General features: G+C 70.3%; 15 protein-coding genes. 5 read left to right on the top strand and 10 right to left on the bottom strand.

Features of this window, described 5'->3' with window-relative positions:
• Window positions 1–20: 20 nt before the first annotated feature.
• The 4 genes from AB0N84_RS02220 to AB0N84_RS02205 all read right to left on the bottom strand — a co-directional run bounded on the left by AB0N84_RS02220 (window position 21) and on the right by AB0N84_RS02205 (window position 5,216).
• Window positions 21–485 carry a prepilin-type N-terminal cleavage/methylation domain-containing protein gene (locus tag AB0N84_RS02220; RefSeq protein ID WP_363543486.1) on the bottom strand — a complete coding sequence of 155 codons (465 nt, stop codon included), beginning with the start codon at window positions 483–485 and terminating at the stop codon, window positions 21–23.
• A gap of 249 nt (window positions 486–734) precedes the next feature.
• Entirely contained in the window at window positions 735–1,958 is a 1,224-nt protein-coding gene (locus tag AB0N84_RS02215; protein WP_363543484.1) for a type II secretion system F family protein, read from the bottom strand.
• Window positions 1,958–3,532, bottom strand: coding sequence for a PilT/PilU family type 4a pilus ATPase (locus AB0N84_RS02210; RefSeq protein ID WP_363543482.1), 1,575 nt, complete (start codon window positions 3,530–3,532; stop codon window positions 1,958–1,960). The genes AB0N84_RS02215 and AB0N84_RS02210 overlap by 1 nt, the downstream gene beginning before the upstream one ends.
• A 16-nt stretch (window positions 3,533–3,548) precedes the next feature.
• On the bottom strand, window positions 3,549–5,216 hold the full coding sequence (locus AB0N84_RS02205; RefSeq protein WP_069712791.1) for an ATPase, T2SS/T4P/T4SS family: 1,668 nt from the start codon (window positions 5,214–5,216) through the stop codon (window positions 3,549–3,551).
• A 320-nt stretch (window positions 5,217–5,536) separates the two neighbouring features.
• On the opposite strand from AB0N84_RS02205, the gene AB0N84_RS02200 reads away from it, so the two are divergent.
• Window positions 5,537–5,902, top strand: a complete 366-nt coding sequence (locus tag AB0N84_RS02200; protein ID WP_182045375.1) for a VOC family protein — start codon at window positions 5,537–5,539, stop codon at window positions 5,900–5,902.
• Between the two features lie 134 nt (window positions 5,903–6,036).
• Here AB0N84_RS02200 and AB0N84_RS02195 read toward each other — a convergent pair whose 3' ends face one another.
• The 6 genes from AB0N84_RS02195 to AB0N84_RS02170 all read right to left on the bottom strand — a co-directional run bounded on the left by AB0N84_RS02195 (window position 6,037) and on the right by AB0N84_RS02170 (window position 17,054).
• On the bottom strand, window positions 6,037–9,918 hold the full coding sequence (locus AB0N84_RS02195; protein WP_069712789.1) for a DNA-directed RNA polymerase subunit beta': 3,882 nt from the start codon (window positions 9,916–9,918) through the stop codon (window positions 6,037–6,039).
• 47 nt (window positions 9,919–9,965) lie between these two features.
• The gene (gene rpoB, locus AB0N84_RS02190; RefSeq protein ID WP_069712788.1) at window positions 9,966–13,454 is read right to left on the bottom strand and encodes a DNA-directed RNA polymerase subunit beta; all 3,489 of its coding nucleotides are present in this window, start codon (window positions 13,452–13,454) and stop codon (window positions 9,966–9,968) included.
• 371 nt (window positions 13,455–13,825) lie between these two features.
• Complete coding sequence (locus AB0N84_RS02185) at window positions 13,826–14,389, bottom strand: hypothetical protein (protein WP_289457999.1); 564 nt, start codon at window positions 14,387–14,389, stop codon at window positions 13,826–13,828.
• Between the two features lie 330 nt (window positions 14,390–14,719).
• Window positions 14,720–15,379, bottom strand: a complete 660-nt coding sequence (locus tag AB0N84_RS02180) for a response regulator transcription factor (RefSeq protein WP_182045373.1) — start codon at window positions 15,377–15,379, stop codon at window positions 14,720–14,722.
• Complete coding sequence (locus AB0N84_RS02175; protein WP_363543478.1) at window positions 15,376–16,557, bottom strand: histidine kinase; 1,182 nt, start codon at window positions 16,555–16,557, stop codon at window positions 15,376–15,378. The genes AB0N84_RS02180 and AB0N84_RS02175 overlap by 4 nt, the downstream gene beginning before the upstream one ends.
• The gene (locus AB0N84_RS02170; protein ID WP_182045371.1) at window positions 16,554–17,054 is read right to left on the bottom strand and encodes a hypothetical protein; all 501 of its coding nucleotides are present in this window, start codon (window positions 17,052–17,054) and stop codon (window positions 16,554–16,556) included. The genes AB0N84_RS02175 and AB0N84_RS02170 overlap by 4 nt, the downstream gene beginning before the upstream one ends.
• A 133-nt stretch (window positions 17,055–17,187) precedes the next feature.
• Here AB0N84_RS02170 and AB0N84_RS02165 point away from each other — a divergent pair, with 133 nt between their 5' ends.
• The 4 genes from AB0N84_RS02165 (at window position 17,188) to AB0N84_RS02150 (ending at window position 20,505) form a co-directional block, all read left to right on the top strand.
• Window positions 17,188–18,030: a fused MFS/spermidine synthase gene (locus AB0N84_RS02165; protein WP_182045370.1), complete on the top strand. Its 843-nt coding sequence runs from the start codon at window positions 17,188–17,190 to the stop codon at window positions 18,028–18,030.
• A 177-nt stretch (window positions 18,031–18,207) separates the two neighbouring features.
• A complete protein-coding gene (locus AB0N84_RS02160; protein ID WP_363543475.1) occupies window positions 18,208–19,041 on the top strand; it encodes a hypothetical protein in 834 nt (277 codons plus the stop codon).
• A gap of 124 nt (window positions 19,042–19,165) precedes the next feature.
• Entirely contained in the window at window positions 19,166–20,023 is an 858-nt protein-coding gene (locus AB0N84_RS02155; RefSeq protein ID WP_182045368.1) for a hypothetical protein, read from the top strand.
• Complete coding sequence (locus tag AB0N84_RS02150) at window positions 20,020–20,505, top strand: SprT-like domain-containing protein (protein WP_363543473.1); 486 nt, start codon at window positions 20,020–20,022, stop codon at window positions 20,503–20,505. Before AB0N84_RS02155 ends, AB0N84_RS02150 begins: the two co-directional genes overlap by 4 nt.
• Window positions 20,506–20,548: the final 43 nt, after the last annotated feature.

Here is a 20,548-nt window from a genome sequence, read left to right as displayed (position 1 = left end):
GGCCCCTGCCGTTCGGATCATCAGGCGGGGCAGGTGCCCGACTTGACGCCGTCCGTCTGCGTCGCGAAGAAGGTCTTCGTCGTCGAGCTCGTGCCCTGGATGCAGAACGTCGTTTCAGTGACCTTCACGTACTTCAGGGCGCTCTCCGCGTCGCTCCAGGTCGCACCGGCGTCAGCCCACGACTGGCCACCCGTGACGGCTGCCGTCGCGAGGTCTGCCTTCGTGAGGGTCTTCGACGCCGGCAGCGCGTTGCTGTTCTGCGTCTGGATCGAAACGATCGCCGTCTTGAAGTTCGAGACGTCGTTCTGGACGCCCGAGTCCTTGGCGTTGTTCTGCACGCCGAGGTACACCGGGATGGCGATCGCGGCCAGGATGCCGATGATGATCACGACGACGAGGAGTTCGATCAGGGTGAAGCCCTTCTCGTTGTCTTCGAGAAGACCCTTGCGGCGAGCATTGAGCTTGCCCATGAGCGCTGCGTACATGGTTTTTTCCACTCTTTCGGGAATGTCTTGGGAAGGGAACGGGGCTGTGCTCGGCCGCCGCTACGAGCGTATTCGGGGCGAATTTCGACGGGAATCCCGAGAACGGGGGGTTCCGGCGGAACAAATCACCCCCAGAACCGGGGGCGTCCTCCACAGGAATGCCCCCGAAGACGGCACACGAATGCTGAGCCCATGCGCAGATCGGCACGGCTCGTCGGCGTTCAGCGCCCGCTGATGCCCTTCAACGGGTCAGTGGATCAGCGAGGTGATCTGGAAGATCGGGAGGTAGAGGGCGACGATCATGCCACCGACGACGACACCGAGGAACGCGATCAACAATGGCTCGATCAAGGACGTGAGCGCCTCAGTGGTCGATTCGACCTCCGAATCGTAGAAGACGGCTATCTTCTCGAGCATCGTCTCGAGTGAACCGGCGTCCTCACCGACGGCGACCATCTGCGAGACCATTGCGGGGAAGACGCGTTCCTTCTCGAGTGGTCCGGCGATCGATTCACCTTTCCGTACCGATTCAGCAACGCGCTGGAGCGCCAGTTGCACGACGTGGTTGTTCGCCACCTGACCGACGATGCCGAGGGCCTGGAGGATGGGGACTCCCGCACCGATCATGTTCGACAGGTTGCGGGCGAAGCGCGCGATCACGATCTTCTGGTTCAGCTGCCCGAAGACCGGCAGTCGGAGCTTCCAAGGGTCCACGAACGCGCGGACCCGGTCGGTGTTCTTGTTCGCACGCCACCAGACGAGGAAGACGATCACCGCGGGGATGAGTACCGGCACCACGAACTTCATGGCGTGCGATGCGTAGACGAGCATCAGGGTCGGCACCGGCAGCTTGCCCCCGAGCGACGAGAACATGTCCTGGAAGATCGGGACGATGAACAGGAGCATGATGACCACTGCCGCGAGTGACATGCAGAGCACGACCACGGGGTAGGTCATCGCGGACTTGATCGTCGAGCGGAGCTTGTGCTCCTTCTCGAAGTTCGTGGCGATCGAGTCCATCGCCTGGTCGAGGAAACCGCCCGTCTCGCCAGCGCGGATCATGTTGATCATGATCGGCGGGAAGTCGACGGGGAACTTGGCGATCGCGTCGGAGAACGCAACTCCCCGTTCGACCTCGCTCCGGACCTCGCTGAGGTTGCCCTTCAACTTCTTGTTCTCGGTCTGGTCCGCGAGGATCGTGAGCGCCCGGAGCAGGGACAGCCCGGAGGCGAGCATCGTCGAGGCCTGTCGCGACATGATCGCGAGGTCCTTGAGCCCGACGCCCTTCTCGAAGCCGGGGATCTTGATCTCCGTCTGCAGACCGGTCCCGGCCTTCGCCTCACTGATCGCGATCGGCGAGAGGCCCATGCCGCGGAGTCGCTGGACGACAGCACCCTCCGACGCGGCGTCGACCCGTCCCTTGACGAGCTTGCCGGCACCGTCACGTCCGGTGTAGTCGAAGGCGAGGGACATCAGTAACCTCCGGAGAACTTGTCGCCGAAGTCGATGCCGCTGGCCGCGATCGCATCGGCGGACGCGTCGGACGGCGACTCCACGCGTTGGACGAGGCGGCTGAAGCCCTCCTCGTCGTGCACCTTCTCGAGCGCCGCCTTGCGGGTGATCGTGCCGACGTTGACCAGCTCGGCGAGGTCCTGGTCCATCGTGTGCATGCCCGTGTCGCGCCCGGCCTGCATGGCCGAGGTGATCTGGTACGTCTTGCCCTCGCGGATGAGGTTGCCGATCGCCGGCGTGGTCTTCATGATCTCGGTCGAGACGACACGGCCGACCCCGGTCGCCTTCGGCACGAGCGTCTGGCACACGACACCCTCGAGCGTCGCGGCGAGCTGGGTGCGGATCTGCCCCTGCTGGTGCGGCGGGAACACGTCGATGACGCGGTCGATCGTGCCGGGCGCGCTCTGCGTGTGCAGGGTCGCGAAGACGAGGTGGCCGGTCTCGGCGGCGGTGAGCGCGACGGAGATGGTCTCGAGGTCGCGGAGCTCGCCGATGAGGATGACGTCGGGGTCCTGGCGGAGGACGTGCTTGAGCGCCCGCGCGAACGAGTGCGTGTCCGCACCGACCTCGCGCTGGTTGATGATCGCCTTCTTGTGCTCGTGCATGAACTCGATCGGGTCCTCGACCGTCACGATGTGGTCCGCACGGGTCTCGTTGACGAGGTCGATGAGCGCCGCCAGCGTGGTGGACTTGCCGGAACCGGTCGGACCGGTGACGAGCACGAGACCACGGGGCAGCTTCGCGAAGTCGCCGACCTGCTCGGGGATGCCGAGCTGCTTCAGCGTCTTGATCTTCGTCGGGATGATGCGGAAGGCGGCACCCCAGTTCCCGCGCTGCTGGTAGTAGTTCACGCGGAAGCGGTACTCGGGCGACAGCGAGTACGCGAAGTCGAGCTCCTGCTCGTGGTCGAACTGGCCGGCCTGCTCGGCGCTCAGCAGCGTCTTGAGTGCCGCGACGACCTTGTTCCGCGCCCACGGGCCTCCCGGCACGGCCGGTCGGAGCGAGCCGTCGACGCGCACGGTGGGGGCGGCGTCGGCGGTGACGTGGAGGTCGGACGCACCCTGGTAGACCACCTGGGCGAGCGCGGTCACCAGGTCGGCGTCCGCGACCTCGCGTGCGTGCCGAGTGAAGGCGATCTCGGCCTGCCCCTCGGGGGCACGCCCGCGCAGGGTGGCAGTCGTCGCGACCGGAGCACCGAGTGCCTCGGTCTCCGCCTGCGCGTAGCCGTACGAGGCCGTCGACGGCGGGACGGCGGCGGGGGGCGTTGCGGGGACGGAGTGCGGCTGCGCGACGGGCACGGCGACGGCCTGGCCGGTCGGTGCCGGCCACGAGGCGGCGTCGCTCTGCAGGTCGTAGACCGGGCCGGCCGCGGCCGGGGCGGTCTGGTGGCCGTGCGTGGCGGGCGCCACCGGAGCCGAGCCGGCGGCGAGCCGGGCGGCACGACGGCCGCCGATCTCACCGGCGGGCTGTGCGGGGTGCCAGCCCGCGACGGGCTCGCCCTCGGGCACGGAGATGTCGTAGACAGAATCGGTCATCGTCCCACTCCCACGCCTACGCGACCACGCGCAGGATCTCGTCGATGCTCGTCATCGCGAGCTTCGCCTTCTCGAAACCGTCCTGCCGGAGCGTGAGCATGCCCTGCTCCTGCGCGACCCGGCTGATCTCGGCGCTGGACGCCCGCGCCACTGCGAGCCGCTCGATCTCCTCGGTCACGGTCATCACCTCGTGCAGGGCGATGCGGCCCCGGTAGCCGGTGTTCGAGCAGACGGCGCAGCCGACCGGCCCGAAGAGCGCCGGCGCCTGGTCGCCCGGCGCGATGAAGCCCATCGCGACGAGCTGCTCGGCGCTGTACACCGACGGAGCCTTGCACCGGTCGCAGAGACGGCGTGCGAGACGCTGCGCGACCACCGAGTCGAGCGCGGACCCGACGAGGAACGGCTCGATGTCCATCTCGGTCAGTCGCGTCACGGCCGAGGGCGCGTCGTTCGTGTGCAGGGTCGAGAGCACGAGGTGACCGGTCAGCGAGGCCTCGATCGCGATCTGCGCGGTCTCGTGGTCGCGGATCTCACCGAGGAGCACGACGTCCGGGTCGGAGCGCAGGATCGAGCGCAGCGCGGACGCGAACGTCAGGCCGGCCTTCGGGTTGACCTGCACCTGGTTGATGCCGCCCATCCGGTACTCGACCGGGTCCTCGACGGTGATGACGTTGATCTCGGGCTTCGCGACGGCGTTCAGCGTCGTGTACAGGGTCGTCGACTTGCCCGAGCCGGTGGGGCCCGTCACGAGGATCATGCCGTACGGCTTGGAGTACGAACGTCGGTAGGCCTCGGCGTTCTGCTCGAGCAGGTTGAGGTCCTTGAGCGTCAGCGACGTGTTCGTGTTGTCGAGGATCCGCATGACGACCTTCTCGCCCCACACGGTCGGCAGCGTCGCCACGCGGAGGTCGATCTGCCGGCCGCCGTGCCGCACCGACATGCGGCCGTCCTGCGGCTTGCGTCGCTCGGCGATGTCGATGTCGCTCATGATCTTCAGGCGGCTGATGACGCCGTTCTGGATGTTCTTCGGTGCCGGGGCCATCTCGTGGAGCACGCCGTCGATGCGGTAGCGGACGCGCACCTCGTGCTCGCCGGGCTCGATGTGGATGTCGGACGCGTGGTCCTGGATCGCCTGGGAGACGAGCAGGTTCACGAACCGGACGATCGGGACGTCGTCGAGCGAGCCGTCGGTCAGGTCGGCCTGCTGCTGTGCCTGCGCGCCCGCTTCCTCGCCCATCGACGAGGTCAGGTCGCTGAGCTCGTCGTCGGCGCGCAGGTAGCGGTCGAGAGCGGCCTGCAGGTCACGCTCCTCGACCTGCAGCGGCTTGACGGTCCGGCCGGAGGCGGCACGGGCGTCGTCGATGGCGAGGACGTTCGTGGGGTTCACCATGGCCAGGACGAGCGTCTCGCCCTCGAACCCGATGCCGAGCACCCCGTGCCGACGGCACAGTGCCGCGGGCAGCATCGACACCGCGGTTCCGTCGACCGGGTAGTCGGTCAGCGGGACGGTCCGGGAGTTGTGCGACGCGGCGCGGGCGGTGACGAACTGCGCCTCGCTCACGACCCCTTGGTCGACGAGGGTGCGGATCGCGCGCTCGTCGATCTCCTCGTCCCCGGTCATGGCGTCGAGGTGCTCGATCGGGAGCGCGCCGTTGAGGATGAGGATCTCGGACAGCGTGGCCATGTGCCCCGCACCTCCTTGGACTCGCTGGTGCGAGGGTCTTCGGGTAGTGCGCCGCCAGGGACGCGACGCCCGATCACGGTACTTGCGCGACAGTCGTCGAATGCAGTCCCACAACGAGGGGGCGGGCCCGCGAGGGGTGGCCCCAGTGCGGGGGTACCGACGGGTATCGGGCTGTGCGGAGGTGGTCGTCATGCCGGGATCATCGCGCTCTGCACGCCCCGACGAGCGGCGCGGCGACGGTCCTGTGGAGGCGGGTCCGCAGGGCGAACCTGTGCAGGAAGACCCTCGACGCGCGGGCCACCGGCGGGACATGATGGGGCATGGACATCACGAGCGTGACCGTGGGGTTGCCCGTCTCCGACATCGAGGCGTCCTGCCTCTGGTACGGCGCCGTGTTCCAGCGCTCCGACCCGGACCTCGAGCCTGAGGACGGCGTCGTCGAGTACGAGATCGGCGGCATCTGGCTGCAGCTGTTCCGGGCGACGGACGCCGAGCAGCGTCCCGCGACCGTCCGCTTCGGCGTCGACGACGTCCGCGCGCAGCACGCCCGCATCGGCTCGCTCGGCATCGACGTCGGCCCGGTGGAGTGCGTCGACGGCGCGGTCGACTGGTTCGACGTCCGCGACCCCGACGGCAACGTGCTCAGCCTGTACTCGCTGGTCGACGAGAAGGGCCGCACCGCCTGACGGCGGGACCACCTGACGGACGGGAGGCGCGGGGCGGGCCCGCACCGCGCCTCCCGGCCGCCACCGGTACCGTCCGACAACGAGGAAGGCCCCCGCATCCGAGGATGCGGGGGCCTTCCGAGTTCAGCTCAGGCTCAGTTGTAGGTCCCGGGCGTGAAGTCGTCCGACGAGAAGCTGTCGAAGTCGACGAAGCTCAGGTCGGCGTCCGAGAACGAGGAGTCGTCGGCGAAGATGCGGTTGGGGTACCGCTCCGCCTTGGCTTCCTCGGTCGCGGCGACGTCCACGTCACGGTACCGGCTGAGGCCCGTCCCGGCGGGGATGAGCTTACCGATGATGACGTTCTCCTTGAGGCCGACGAGGTGGTCCTGCTTGCCCTCCATGGCCGCCTGCGTGAGGACGCGGGTGGTCTCCTGGAAGGACGCGGCGGACAGCCACGACTCGGTCGCGAGGGACGCCTTCGTGATGCCCATGACCTCCTGGCGAGCCGAGGCGGTCTTGCGACCCTCCTGCAGCGCCGCACGGTTCAGCGCGTTGTAGCGCGACCGGTCGACGAGCTCACCCGGCAGCAGGTCGGTGTCGCCGTGGTCGACGACGGTGACCTTGCGGAGCATCTGGCGGACGATGACCTCGATGTGCTTGTCGTGGATCGGCACGCCCTGCGAGCCGTACACGTCCTGCACACCGTTGACGAGGTGCTTCTGGACCTCACGCACACCCTTGACCCGGAGGACCTCCTTCGGGTCCACCGTGCCGGCGATGAACTGCTCGCCGAGCTCGACGTGCTGGCCGTCCTCGATGAGGAGGGTCGCACGCTTGAGCACCGGGTAGATGAACGGCTCGTCGCCGTTGTCCGGCGTGAGGATGATCCGACGACCCTTGTCCGTGTCCTCGATCGTGACGCGGCCGGGGGCCTCGGCGATCGGGGACGCGCCCTTCGGGGTGCGGGCCTCGAAGAGCTCCGTCACGCGGGGCAGACCCTGCGTGATGTCGTCGGCCGAGGCCGAACCACCCGTGTGGAAGGTGCGCATCGTCAGCTGGGTACCGGGCTCACCGATGGACTGGGCGGCGATGATGCCGACCGCCTCGCCGATGTCGACGAGGTTGCCCGTGGCGAGCGAACGGCCGTAGCACTTCGCGCAGACACCGACGGCCGACTCGCAGGTCAGGACCGAGCGCACCTTGATGCTCTCGACACCGGCAGCGAGCAGCGTGTCCAGCAGGACGTCACCGACGTCCTCGCCGGCCTCGGCGACCTGGGTGCCCGAGGCGTCGGACGCCGGGGTGGCCAGGGTGCGCGAGTACACGGTGTTCTCGACGCGCGGGTCGCGGACGAGGGCGCCGTCGGCACCCACCGTCGCGATCGGCAGCTCGAGGCCACGGGTCGTGCCGCAGTCGTCCTCACGGATGATGACGTCCTGCGAGACGTCGACGAGACGACGCGTCAGGTAGCCCGAGTCGGCCGTACGGAGAGCCGTGTCGGCCAGACCCTTGCGGGCACCGTGCGTGGCGATGAAGTACTCCGCCACGGTCAGGCCCTCGCGGTACGAGTTGATGATCGGGCGGGCGATGATCTCGCCCTTCGGGTTGTTCACCAGACCACGCATACCGGCGATGTTGCGCACCTGCAGCCAGTTACCACGAGCACCCGACGACACCATGCGGTTGATGGTGTTGTCGACGGGGAAGTTGTCGCGCATCTCCTGCGCGATCTCGTTCGTGGCCTCGGTCCAGATCTTGATCAGGTCGGCGCGGCGCTCCGCGTCGGTGATCAGACCCTTGTCGAACTCGCCCTGGACCTTGGCGGCCTGGACCTCGTAGCCCGCGATGATCTCCTTCTTGCGAGGAGGCGTCACGACGTCCGAGAGCGCCACGGTCACACCGGAGCGCGTGCCCCAGTAGAAGCCCGCGTCCTTGATCCGGTCCAGCGCGGCGGCCGTCTCGGTCTTGGAGTAGCGCTCGGCGAGGTCGTTGACGATCGCGGAGAGGGTGCCCTTGTCGGTGACGCGCTGGACGAACGGGTAGTCCGCCGGCAGCGTCTCGTTGAAGAGCGCGCGGCCCAGGGTGGTCTCGAGGAGGATCGGCTGACCGACCTCGTAGCCCTCCGGCGCCTCGCCCTCGGCGAAGTGGACACCCGACATGCGGATCTTCACCATCGCGTTGAGGTGCAGCGTGTTCTGGTCCTTCGCGAGGATCGCCTCGGCGACGGAGGAGAACGCACGGCCCTCGCCCGTCGCACCCTCGCGCACCGTCGTGAGGTGGTGCAGACCGATGATCATGTCCTGCGCGGGCAGGGTCACCGGACGGCCGTCGGACGGCTTGAGGATGTTGTTCGAGGCGAGCATCAGGATGCGGGCCTCGGCCTGGGCCTCGACCGACAGCGGCAGGTGCACGGCCATCTGGTCACCGTCGAAGTCCGCGTTGAACGCAGCACACACGAGCGGGTGGAGCTGGATGGCCTTGCCCTCGACGAGCTGCGGCTCGAACGCCTGGATGCCCAGACGGTGCAGCGTCGGCGCACGGTTCAGCAGCACGGGGCGCTCGCGGATGATCTCCTCGAGCACGTCCCACACCTGCGGACGCGAACGCTCGACCATGCGCTTGGCCGACTTGATGTTCTGCGCGTGCGACAGGTCGATGAGGCGCTTGATGACGAACGGCTTGAACAGCTCGAGCGCCATCTGCTTCGGCAGACCGCACTGGTGGAGCTTGAGCTGCGGGCCGACGATGATGACCGAACGGCCCGAGTAGTCGACGCGCTTGCCGAGCAGGTTCTGGCGGAAGCGACCCTGCTTGCCCTTGAGCATGTCGCTCAGGGACTTCAGGGCGCGGTTGCCGGTACCCGTGACCGGACGACCACGACGACCGTTGTCGAACAGCGCGTCGACCGCTTCCTGCAGCATGCGCTTCTCGTTGTTCACGATGATCTCGGGGGCACCGAGGTCGAGCAGGCGGCGGAGACGGTTGTTGCGGTTGATCACACGACGGTAGAGGTCGTTGAGGTCCGACGTGGCGAAGCGGCCACCGTCGAGCTGCACCATCGGGCGGAGCTCCGGCGGGATGACCGGCACGACGTCGAGCACCATCGCGGCCGGCGAGTTGCCGGTGGCGAGGAAGGAGCTGACGACGCGCAGACGCTTGATCGCGCGGATCTTCTTCTGGCCCTTGCCCTCGGCGATCTGCAGACGCAGCGCCTCGGCCTCGGCGGCCAGGTCGAAGGCCTCGAGCCGCAGCTTGATCGCCTCGGCGCCCATGTAGGCGTCGAAGTAGATCCCGAAGCGGTCCTGGAGCTCGTGGAACACGGCGTCCTCGGGCTTGAGGTCGCCGACCTTGAGGTTGCGGAAGTCCTCCCACACGCGCTCGAGGCGGGTGATGTCCTCGTCGAAGGACTTGCGGACCTGGGACATCTCCTTCTCGGCGGTGTCCTTGGTCCGGCGCTTCACGTCGGCCTTGGCGCCCTCCTCCTCGAGCGCTGCGAGGTCGTCCTCGAGCTTCTTGAGGCGGTCGGCGATGATCGAGTCGCGCTGACCCTCGAGGTTCTTGATCTCGAGGCGCATCTCGTTCTCGAGACCGGGCATGTCCGCGTGACGGCCCTCTTCATCGATGTCGATGATCATGTACGCCGCGAAGTAGATGACCTTCTCGAGGTCCTTCGGCGCCATGTCGAGGAGGTAGCCGAGGCGCGACGGGACGCCCTTGAAGTACCAGATGTGCGTGACGGGCGCGGCGAGCTCGATGTGGCCCATGCGCTCACGGCGGACCGAGGACTTGGTGACCTCGACGCCGCAGCGCTCGCAGACGATGCCCTTGAAGCGGACCCGCTTGTACTTGCCGCAGGCGCACTCCCAGTCGCGGGACGGACCGAAGATCTGCTCACCGAACAGACCGTCCTTCTCGGGCTTCAGGGTGCGGTAGTTGATGGTCTCCGGCTTCTTGACCTCGCCGTACGACCACTGACGGATGTCCTCGGCGGTCGCGAGGCCGATCCGGATGGCGTCAAATGACGTTGCTTCGAGCAATGTTCTTCTCTCTTGCTGAGTTCGAAACGTGTTCGGTACGGGCCGGCTCAGATGTCGTCGACGGACGACGACTCGAACCGCGAGGAGATGTTGATGCCGAGCTCTTCAGCGGCACGGAAGACCTCGTCGTCCGTGTCGCGGAGGCTGACCGCCTGGCCGTCCGCCGAGAGGACCTCGACGTTCAGGCAGAGCGACTGCATCTCCTTCATGAGGACCTTGAACGACTCGGGGATGCCGGGTTCCTGGATGTTCTCGCCCTTGACGATCGCCTCGTAGACCTTCACGCGGCCGAGGATGTCGTCGGACTTGATCGTCAGGAGCTCCTGGAGGGCGTAGGCGGCGCCGTACGCCTCGAGCGCCCACACCTCCATCTCACCGAATCGCTGGCCACCGAACTGCGCCTTACCACCCAGCGGCTGCTGCGTGATCATCGAGTACGGACCGGTCGAACGGGCGTGGATCTTGTCGTCGACCAGGTGGTGCAGCTTGAGGATGTACATGTAGCCGACCGAAACGGGCTCCGGGAACGGCTCGCCGGAGCGGCCGTCGAAGAGCTGCGCCTTGCCGGAGGAGCCGATCAGGCGCTCCCCGTCGCGGTTCGGGAGGGTGCTGTCGAGGAGGCCCTCGATCTCACGCTCGTACGCACCGTCGAACACCGGGGTGGCGACCTTCGTGCCGGGCTCGGCGCTGTGCGCCGCTTCCGGCAGGGCCGATGCCCACTCCTGGATGCCCTCGACGTTCCAGCCCTGCTTCGCGAGCCACCCGAGGTGGATCTCGAGGACCTGGCCGAAGTTCATGCGGCCGGGGACGCCGAGCGGGTTGAGCACGATGTCGACCGGGGTGCCGTCCGCGAGGAACGGCATGTCCTCGACCGGCAGGATCGTCGAGATGACGCCCTTGTTGCCGTGACGACCGGCGAGCTTGTCACCCGCGGTGATCTTGCGCTTCTGGGCGATGTAGACGACCACGCGCTGGTTGACGCCCGAGCCGAGCTCGTCGTCGCCGTCCTGCGCGTCGAAGACCTTGACGCCGATGATCGTGCCCTCTTCACCGTGGGGCACCTTCAGCGAGGTGTCGCGCACCTCGCGCGACTTCTCGTTGAAGATCGCGCGGAGCAGGCGCTCCTCGGCGGAGAGCTCGGTCTCGCCCTTCGGCGTGACCTTGCCGACCAGGATGTCGCCGGGGCGGACCTCGGCACCGATGCGGATGATGCCGCGCTCGTCGAGGTCGGCCAGGAGGTCCGGGCTGACGTTCGGGAGGTCGCGGGTGATCTCCTCCTTGCCGAGCTTCGTGTCGCGGGCGTCGACCTCGTACTCCTCGATGTGGATCGAGGAGAGCGTGTCGTCCTTCACGAGGTTCTGCGACAGGATCATCGCGTCCTCGTAGTTGTAGCCCTCCCACGGCATGAACGCGACGAGGAGGTTCTTGCCGAGCGCGAGCTCGCCGTTCTCCGTCGCGGGACCGTCGGCGATGACCTCGCCCTGCTCCACGCGCTCGCCTGCGGAGACGATGACGCGGTGGTTGTAGCTCGTGCCCTGGTTCGAGCGGTCGAACTTGCGCAGGTAGTAGGTCTGCGTGCCGCCCTCGTCGAGCTGCAGGGTCACGGCGTCGGCCGAGACCTCGGAGACGACACCGGCCTTGTCGGCGGTGACGACGTCACCGGCGTCGATGGCGGTGTAGCCCTCCATGCCGGTGCCGACGAGCGGCGACTCGGAGCGGAGGAGCGGCACGGCCTGGCGCTGCATGTTCGCACCCATGAGGGCGCGGTTCGCGTCGTCGTGCTCGAGGAACGGGATGAGCGAGGTCGCGACCGACACCATCTGGCGCGGCGAGACGTCCATGTAGTCGACCTCGTCCTTGCCGACGAGCTCGACCTCGCCGCCCTTCTTCCGGACGAGCACCTTGTCGTCCTGGAAGTGGAAGGAGTCGGTGAGCGGCGCGTTGGCCTGGGCGACGACGAAGTCGTCCTCCTCCGACGCGGTCAGGTAGTCGATCTGCGTCGTGACCTGGCCGTCGACGACGCGACGGTACGGGGTCTCGATGAAGCCGAAGGAGTTGATCCGACCGAACGACGCGAGCGAGCCGATCAGGCCGATGTTCGGGCCTTCCGGGGTCTCGATCGGGCACATGCGGCCGTAGTGCGACGGGTGGACGTCGCGGACCTCGACGCCGGCACGCTCACGGGACAGACCACCCGGGCCGAGGGCCGACAGGCGACGCTTGTGCGTCAGACCCGCGAGCGGGTTGTTCTGGTCCATGAACTGCGACAGCTGGGACGTCCCGAAGAACTCCTTGATCGCGGCGACGACCGGACGCACGTTGATGAGCGTCTGCGGCGTGATCGCCTCGATGTCCTGCGTGGTCATGCGCTCGCGGACGACGCGCTCCATGCGGGACAGACCCGTGCGGACCTGGTTCTGGATGAGCTCGCCGACGGCGCGGATGCGACGGTTGCCGAAGTGGTCGATGTCGTCCACGTCGAGGCGGAGCTGGACGGGCTCGCCGTCGCGGACGCCGTCGAGGTTCGTCTTCTCGGCGTGCAGCGAGACGAGGTACTTGATCGTGCGGACGATGTCCTGCACGGAGAGCACCGAGTCCGACAGCGGCGCGTCGATGCCGAGCTTGCGGTCGAGCTTGTAGCGACCGACCTTCGCCAGGTCGTAGCGCTTCGGGTTGAAGTAGAAGTTGTCGAGGAGCGCACGCGCGGCCTCGGCGGCGACCTGCTCGCCCGGACGCAGCTTGCGGTAGATGTCCTTGAGCGCCTCCTCCTTGGTGAGGACGGCGTCCTTCTCGAGCGTCGACTCGATCGAGGCGAAGCCCTGGAACTCCTCCATGATCTCCTCGCTCGTCAGGCCGAGGGCCTTGAGGAAGACGGTCACGGACTGCTTGCGCTTGCGGTCGATGCGCACGCCCACCTGGTCGCGCTTGTCGATCTCGAACTCGAGCCATGCACCGCGCGAGGGGATGATGCGCGCGGAGTAGATGTCCTTGTCGGACGTCTTCTCCTGCTGGCGCTCGAAGTACACGCCCGGCGAGCGGACGAGCTGCGAGACGACGACGCGCTCGGTGCCGTTGATGATGAACGTGCCGCGCTCGGTCATGAGCGGGAAGTCACCCATGAAGACGGTCTGCGTCTTGATCTCACCGGTCATGTGGTTCATGAACTCGGCGTTGACGTAGAGCGGCGCGGCGTAGGTCTTGCCACGCTCCTTGCACTCGTCGATGGAGTACTTCGGGTCCTCGAGCTCCGGGGACGTGAACGAGAGCTGCATGGTCTCGCCGAGGTCCTCGATCGGGGAGATCTCCTCGAAGATCTCCTCGAGGCCGGAGTGCAGCGCGAGGTCGGTGCGACCCTGCTCCTGTCCTTCGGCGAGGCGGGCCTTCCAGACGTCGTTGCCGACGAGCCAGTCGAAGCTCTCCGTCTGGAGGGCGAGCAGATCAGGAACCGTGAGGGTGTCCGTGATCTTGGCGAACGAGAGTCGCGAGTGGTTGCGACCGTTCTTGGGGTTGGTGGATGCGTTGGGCGCAGCAGCCAAGGGTGTGACCTCCGGTAGGCCCCGTCGGGCCGGTACTGACGAGCAGCACGTAGGTGAGTGGATTGATCGCTCGGCGCGACCCCGGGACCGACGCACGTTGTACCCCGCGACCTGCACGCCAGGGGGCGTGCCTGCCGGTGGGCTGTGCGAAGATCAGTGAGCGGGTCCCGCCGCCATATACGGGACCGGCTGACCAGGGCGCGTGTTCGACCGCAATATGACGACACACGAATGCCAGGGAGCGCGAACTGCAAGCATAGGTCGCCCTGCGTGCGCTGTCCAGTCCTGGCTTGACCGGATTCGCCAGTGGCGTGTATAAGCACACCGACCACCCTGCGGAGGGCGACACGGGGTGCCGCGGATGCCGATGCTCAGGCGGCCAGGGCGAGCACCAGACGCTCCGGGTGCTCGGCCCGCACGAAGGTCACGCGCCCGCGGTCGTCCGTGATGCGCACGCCGCGACCGGGCGTCAGGATGAGCGCCCGGACCCCGCGGTGCAGCCGGAGCCCGATACCGCCGTAGGTCCGCGCGTCGGCCTCGACGACGGTCACCTCGGCGATGCGACGGCGGGCGATGCGGCGCGCGGGCAGCGGCCGGAAGCCCAGGACGACGTCGGTCTCGGTCACCGCGATCCGCGACCGGGCGAGCAGCAGCAGCGCCCCGGCGACGAGCGCGACGACGCCCGGCACCAGCAGGGCGACCTCGGGCGCGTCCCCCGGCCAGCCGAGGACGGCCGCCGTGAGCACGAAGCCTGCGAGCAGGAGGGTCGCGCCGAGCAGCCGCATCCACGCGGGCGCCGTCTCGCCGTCGCTGGTCGGCGCGGGATGCCGGGGACGGGACGCGTCGACGGGCAGCGGCCGGGAGGCGCGGGTTGCCCGGTCGGGTCGGGTCGGGTCGACGAGGCGGTGCGTGGGCACGCTGACGGTGTCGGTCACGGGGACTCCAGGGGTGGATCCGGTCCGCGTGCCGCGCAGGGTGGGGTCCGGGCGCACGCGTGGGGGCGGTGCGCCGTCGCACGGGGCGGCGCACCGGGACGCGCGCCGTCGGCGGGGCGGGACCGTGCCGTGCGGCACCCGTGTGGGGAGGGTGCCGATCGGCGGCCGGTCGGGGCCGCGCCGTGGTCACGACGACGGGTGCGGAGCTCCTGCGTCCGGCGCTGCCGGGCGGAGTACTCGACACCTGTCGGGTGACGACCGGGTGAACGGTACGTGACGATCCTCGACGCCGGCTGGGTGGTGTCGCCGGGTGGTGCCACCGGGTGGTGGTCAGCGGAGGACGAGGGCCACGGCCTCGGCACGGGTCCGCACACCGAGCTTCGCGAAGACCTGGTTGACGTACGACTTCACGGTCGGCACCGTCAGGAACAGCTCCGCGGCGATCTCCGGGTTCGTCCGGCCGTCGGCGATGCGCTCGAGGACGTCGGCCTCGCGCGGGGTGAGCGCGGGGAACCGGTCGCGTAGTCCGGTCCGGCGGCCCTCGTCCGACGGTGTCGCCGCGTGCCCTCCCCCGGCCAGCCGCGCGACGAGCCGGGCCCCGACGCCGGCGTCGAAGGTCGCCTGGCCCGTGGCGACCGCACGGACGGCCGTGGCGAGCTCGGCCCGGCCGGCGTCCTTGGTCAGGTACCCGCGGGCGCCCGCCCGGAGCGCCCCGACGATCGACTCGTCGTCGGCGTAGGTGGTGAGGACGAGCACCGCGACCCCGGGGTGCGCGGCCGTGATCGCCGCCGTCGCGGTCGGGCCGTCCGTACCCGGCATGCGCAGGTCCATGAGCACGACGTCCGGCGGGTCGGCCGCGACCATCGCGACCGCCTCGGCGCCGTCGGTCGCCTCGCCGACGACCTCGAGGTCGGGCACGAGCGAGAGCACCGTCACCAGGCCGTCCCGGACGATGGCCTGGTCGTCCACCACGAGCACGCGGATCGTCACCCGGTCACCGCCGGGACCCGCATCGCGACGACGAACGAGCCGTCGACCGGCCCGGCCTCGACCGATGAACCGTCGCCGAGCTCCGCGAACCGCTCCCGCATCCCGGCGAGACCGTGCCCGTCGGCGGCGGCACCGTCCGTCTCGTCGGGAGCCGCGCCGGAGCCGTCGAGGGCGTTCGACACCGTCACCCGCACGGCGGGACCGTCCCGGTCGACGGACAGCACCACGGGACGGCCGGGGGCGTGCCGGCGGGCGTTGCTCAGTGCCTCCCGGGCGGCCGCGACCACGACGTGCCGGTGGGCCGCGTCGACGGCGGTCAGCGCCGTGTCCCCACGCGTCGTGACGGTCCCGCCGAACGAGCGGTGGGCGGCGACCAGGCTGGCGAGGTCCGTCGACTGCTCGGGTGCCGCGGGGACGGTGTCCTCGCGCAGGGCGTGCACGGCCCGCCGTGCCTCGGCGAGACCGCTGGCGGCGAGGGCCCGCGCGTCGCCCGTGCGCCGGGTGGCCTCGTCGACGCGGCCGGCCTCGAGCAGGGCCTCCACGGCGTCGAGCTGGAGCACGAGGCCGCCGAGGGAGTGGGCGAGCACGTCGTGGACCTCGCGGGCGGTGCGCGACCGGTCCGCCAGGAGCTCGGCGCGCTGCCGCTCGGCATCGGCACGGCGCGTGCGCTCCTCGACGATCCGGGCCTGCCGGCGGCTGAACCCGACCACGGCGGCGAGGAGCAACCCGGCGCCGGCGCCGAGCACGGTGCCGACGGGTGCGTCCGCGACGGCGGCGGTGGCCGCGACCACCACGAGCGCGACGGTGGCGGCGACCGGTCCGTCCCACACCGGGCGGGACCGACTCGCACCGAGGGCCACGACGGCCACGATCGGCACGGCGACGACCACCGCGCCCGACGGCACGACGACGGCCGACCCGGCGAGGACCATGCCCCAGGTCGCGACGAGCCGCACGCGCTCGGAGCGGGCGGCGACCCGCAGCGCCCACGCGGCGAGCGCCACGGTCTCCAGGACCCACACCCACGCGGGTGCGTCCCCGGCGAGCGCGGTCCGGACGACCCAGTACGTCACGACGGCGATGCCGAGGAGGTTGAGCACCGGGGCGAGCGCCGAGCCGGAGCGGTCCTGCCCGGGCTCGGCGCGCACGGCGGTGGACTCGTGCGGGCCGGTGGTCACCGGACCATCATGCCGCGCGCGGTGTGCGGGATCCGCTGGTCGACGACGAGGGCGCGGGCGGCCCGGTTCAGCGCCAGGACGAGCAGGACCGCCCCCGTCGACGTGAGCAGGTGCGCGCCGAGGTGCCCGCCGACGACGTCGAGCCCGATGCGGACGACGACGACGAGGACCCAGAGCCCGGCTCCGGCCCAGCCCGTGCGCGCCTGCAGCGTCCGGCCGTGGTCGTCCGGCGTCGGGGCGGTGCGGAAGCGGGTCATCGCGCCCATCGCCAGTCCGGCGGCGGCGGAGACCAGGGCCTCGACGCCGAGCAGGAGGACATCGAGCGTGGTCACCACGGCGACGGACTGCGCGAGCACGACCACCCCGACCACGCCGAGCACGATCGGCGTCCGCCAGACCCGTGCGGGGTCGAGGGAGCGCCAGGTGGCCTGACGGTACGCCAGGAAGCCGACGAGGACGATGCCGACGACGGTGTTCGCGAGCAGCTGGGCGGTCATGGTGTGCCTTCCGGGAGCGGGGTCCGGCGGGGGTCCCCGACCGGTGGAACCAGCCTCGCGAGCGGACCGCGACGGGCACACCACCCACGGGTGGTGGTCCGGGTGGGGATCGACGGTGGTGTTCCATGGGGGCATGGCTGATGCGTTCGACGGGTTCCGGATCGGTGCGGGCTGGGCGTCGGTGGAGCCGGACCGGCACCGACCGGGCTCGTTCACGCTCGTCGTGGACGGGACGCCGCAGTCGCACGTCGACCTCGAGGACCCCACGCACCTGGCCTTCGAGTACATCCGGCGGATCGGGCACGCGATCGACCTGCTGCCGGAGGGGCCGGTCACGGCACTGCACCTCGGCGCCGGTGCCCTGACGCTGCCCCGCTACGTCGCGGTCACCCGCCCGGGCTCGCGGCAGCAGGTGGTCGAGCTCGAACGCGACCTGGTCGAGCACGTCCGCGAGGTCCTGCCGTTCCCCCGCGGCGCGTCGATCCGGGTGCGGTACGGCGACGCCCGCGAGGTGCTCGGCAAGCTGCCCGCCGGCCTCCGCGGGACGGTCGACCTGGCGGTCGTCGACGTCTTCGGCGGCTCGCAGATCCCCGCACACGTGACGAGCGTCGAGTTCTACCGGAGCGTCGCCGAGTTCCTCTCCCCCACCGGGATCGTCGCGGTGAACGTCGCCGACGGTGCGGGCCTCGCCTTCGCGCGGGGACAGGCCGCGACGCTCCAGGCCGTGCTGCCCTCGGTCGCCGCCGTCGCCGACACCGGGATGCTCAAGGGGCGGCGCTTCGGCAACATCGTGCTGCTCGGGTCGAAGGCCGACCTGCCGCTGGCGGACATGCCCCGGCGGTACTCGTCCGACCCGATGCCCGCCAAGGTCGTGCACGGCCAGGAGCTGCGGGCGTTCACGGCCGGGGCGCCGATCGTGACGGACCAGACGGCGGTCGCGTCGCCGGAGCCGAACCGCAGCGTGTTCGGCGGCTGACCGCGCGGTCGCGACGCGACCGCCCACCGGACGGGAGGCACGGGGCGGTCGTGCGCCGCGCCTCCCGTCCGACGGCGGTCACCGCACCCGCCCGCCGCACCTGAACGTTCCCGGCGGTCGGCTGCCAGGATGGGGCGACGACCGCGCAGCAGCGCGACCGAGCAAGGGAGCCCCCTGATGACGAACGACGACCGGAGCAACGACGACCGGACGGGCGGCGGCGACGCGCCGGTCTGGGGCCGTCCCCAGGACCACGACCGGTCGGACGCCGACCGGAGCGGCTCGGACCAGGACCGGCCGCGCTACGGCGAGTACGACCAGCAGCAGCCGCGGTACGGCGAGCGCGACCAGCAGCAGCCGCGGTACGGCGAGCGCGACCAGCAGCAGCCGCGGTACGGCGAGCGCGACCAGCAGCAGCAGCCGCCGCGCTACGGGCAGCAGGACCAGCAGCAGTACGGGCAGCAGCAGTACGGGCAGCAGGACGACCGTCGGGCGGACTCCCCGACCTGGGGTGAGCACCAGGGCTCGCACCAGCCGTACGCGGCGTCGTCCGCCCCCGCCAGCGCCGGGGGCCCGTCGTGGCACCAGGCCGAGGAACCGAAGCGCAAGAAGAAGACCGTCGGCGTCGTGGCCTTCGTCCTCGGGCTCGCCTCGCTCGTCCTCGGCGTCGTCGGCGGGTACCTGATGGGCACCGCCCTCGCCAGCAGCAACGTCCTCGGTGAGATCGCCCGCAACGGCAGCAACGGCTCGGTGGAACAGCAGCAGCAGCTCCAGCAGCAGCTGATGAGCGACCCCGCCGTGATGGGCCAGCTCGGCGGCGGCCTCGTCGTCGTCGGCATCGCCGCGATCCTCGGCCTCTGGGCGCTCGTGCAGGGCATCATCGCCGCCGTGGTGAACCGCGGCCGTGGCTGGGGCGTCTTCGCGATCGTCCTCGCGGTGGTCGCCACCATCGCGACCTTCGGCACGTACATCGGCGTCGCCGCCGCAGCGGCGGTGAACGGCGCGAACTGAGCGTCCGCACACGCGTCCCCGACGGCCCGTCCCGCAGCAGCGGGGCGGGCCGTCGATCCGTTCTCGTGCCCCCCGTGCGCGTGGCACCGCCCGCTCACGGGAGCACGCGGTTACCCTCGAACCGATGTCCCTCCCGCCCGACGACAGCCAGCAGCCCGACCGCGCCGACCGCGCCCGGGAACCCCGTCACGCCGCACCGGCCGGCTCGGCGCCCGTCACCGCGGGCGTGAGCCCGGGGAGCACCTTCGCGCCGATCAGCCTGCGGCCGGCGGTCGACGCCGACGCCGTGCAGCAGCGCCTCCGTGACCTCGGCCAGAGCCGGAGCACGGACGCCCTGGCCGAACGTGCGGAGCTGCTCCGACTGCTCGGCCGACTCGACGAGTCGCTCGTGGTCGCGGAGGAGGTCTTCCGCCTGACGATGTTCACCGGCGAGCGGTCGGACAAGGTCGCGGCCCGCATCCGTCGTGCGCACGTGCTGCACGACCTCGGCCGACACGAGCGCGCCGCCACCGAGGCCGCGATGGCCCGCGACACCGCGCGGACCGAGGAGTGGCCGGAGCTCGAGGGCGCCGCCGCCGAGCTCGAGGGCTGGTCGCTGTTCGAGCTCTCCCGCTTCGAGGAGGCCCGCTCCGCGCTCTCGCGGGCGTACCAGGCCTTCCGCCAGGCCGGCGCCCCGTCGGAGCGCACCGAGGCGCTCCGCACCGCGGTCGAGGCCGCGCTCCGGGCCTCGGTCGCCCAGCCGAAGGCAGCCGACGACCGGCCCCGCAGCGCCCGGGACGTCGCGGCACGCCGAGCCGAGGACGACGCACCGTCCGCGCGCGCGGCAGAACCCGTGCAGCAGGACCCGCCGGTCCGCCGTCGTGTGCTCGGCGCACCGGACGCGGCACGCACCGAGGCCGACCAGCTCTGGGGGCGCATCGCTGCCAAGGCCGCGCAGAAGGGCCAGGCGCCGCGCGACGACCCGGACGCCGACGGTCGGTGACCGCCCGTCCCGCGGCGGTCACCGCGCTCGAGCACGTCCGCGAGCGCGCCGAGGAGCTGCTGGCGGTGCACCTCGGACCGGGTGACTGGACCTTCGCGTTCGACCACGCCAAGACCCGCGCCGGCCAGTGCGACTTCGCCCGCCGGCGCGTCACGGTGAGCCGGTACATCGCGGCCCGGGTGTCGGCGGACGACGTCGAGCAGGTCCTGCTGCACGAGGTCGCCCACGCCCTGGCCGGACCCCGCGCCGGGCACGGACCGGTGTGGCGGCGGACGGCGGCGGCGATCGGGTACACCGGGTCCCGGCTGTACGACGGCCCGATCGCGTCCGAGCTCGCGCCGTGGGTCGGCACCTGTCCGGCCGGGCACGAGCACGTCCGCTACCGAACGCCCACGCGGCCGTTGGCGTGCGCCCGGTGCTCTCGGCGGTTCGACGGGCGCAACCTCATCACGTGGCAGCGGCGGGGAGCGGCGACGGCCTGAGCCGCCGCGTCGGGTGCCGTCGTGCCGGCGGGAACCGCACGGT

Origin of the sequence: Curtobacterium sp. NPDC089185, assembly GCF_040685235.1 — a bacterium.
Classification (GTDB): Bacteria; Actinomycetota; Actinomycetes; order Actinomycetales; family Microbacteriaceae; genus Curtobacterium; species Curtobacterium citri.
The sequence above is the reverse complement of the archived record's forward strand: the minus strand, read 5'-3'. Positions and strand labels throughout refer to the sequence as shown.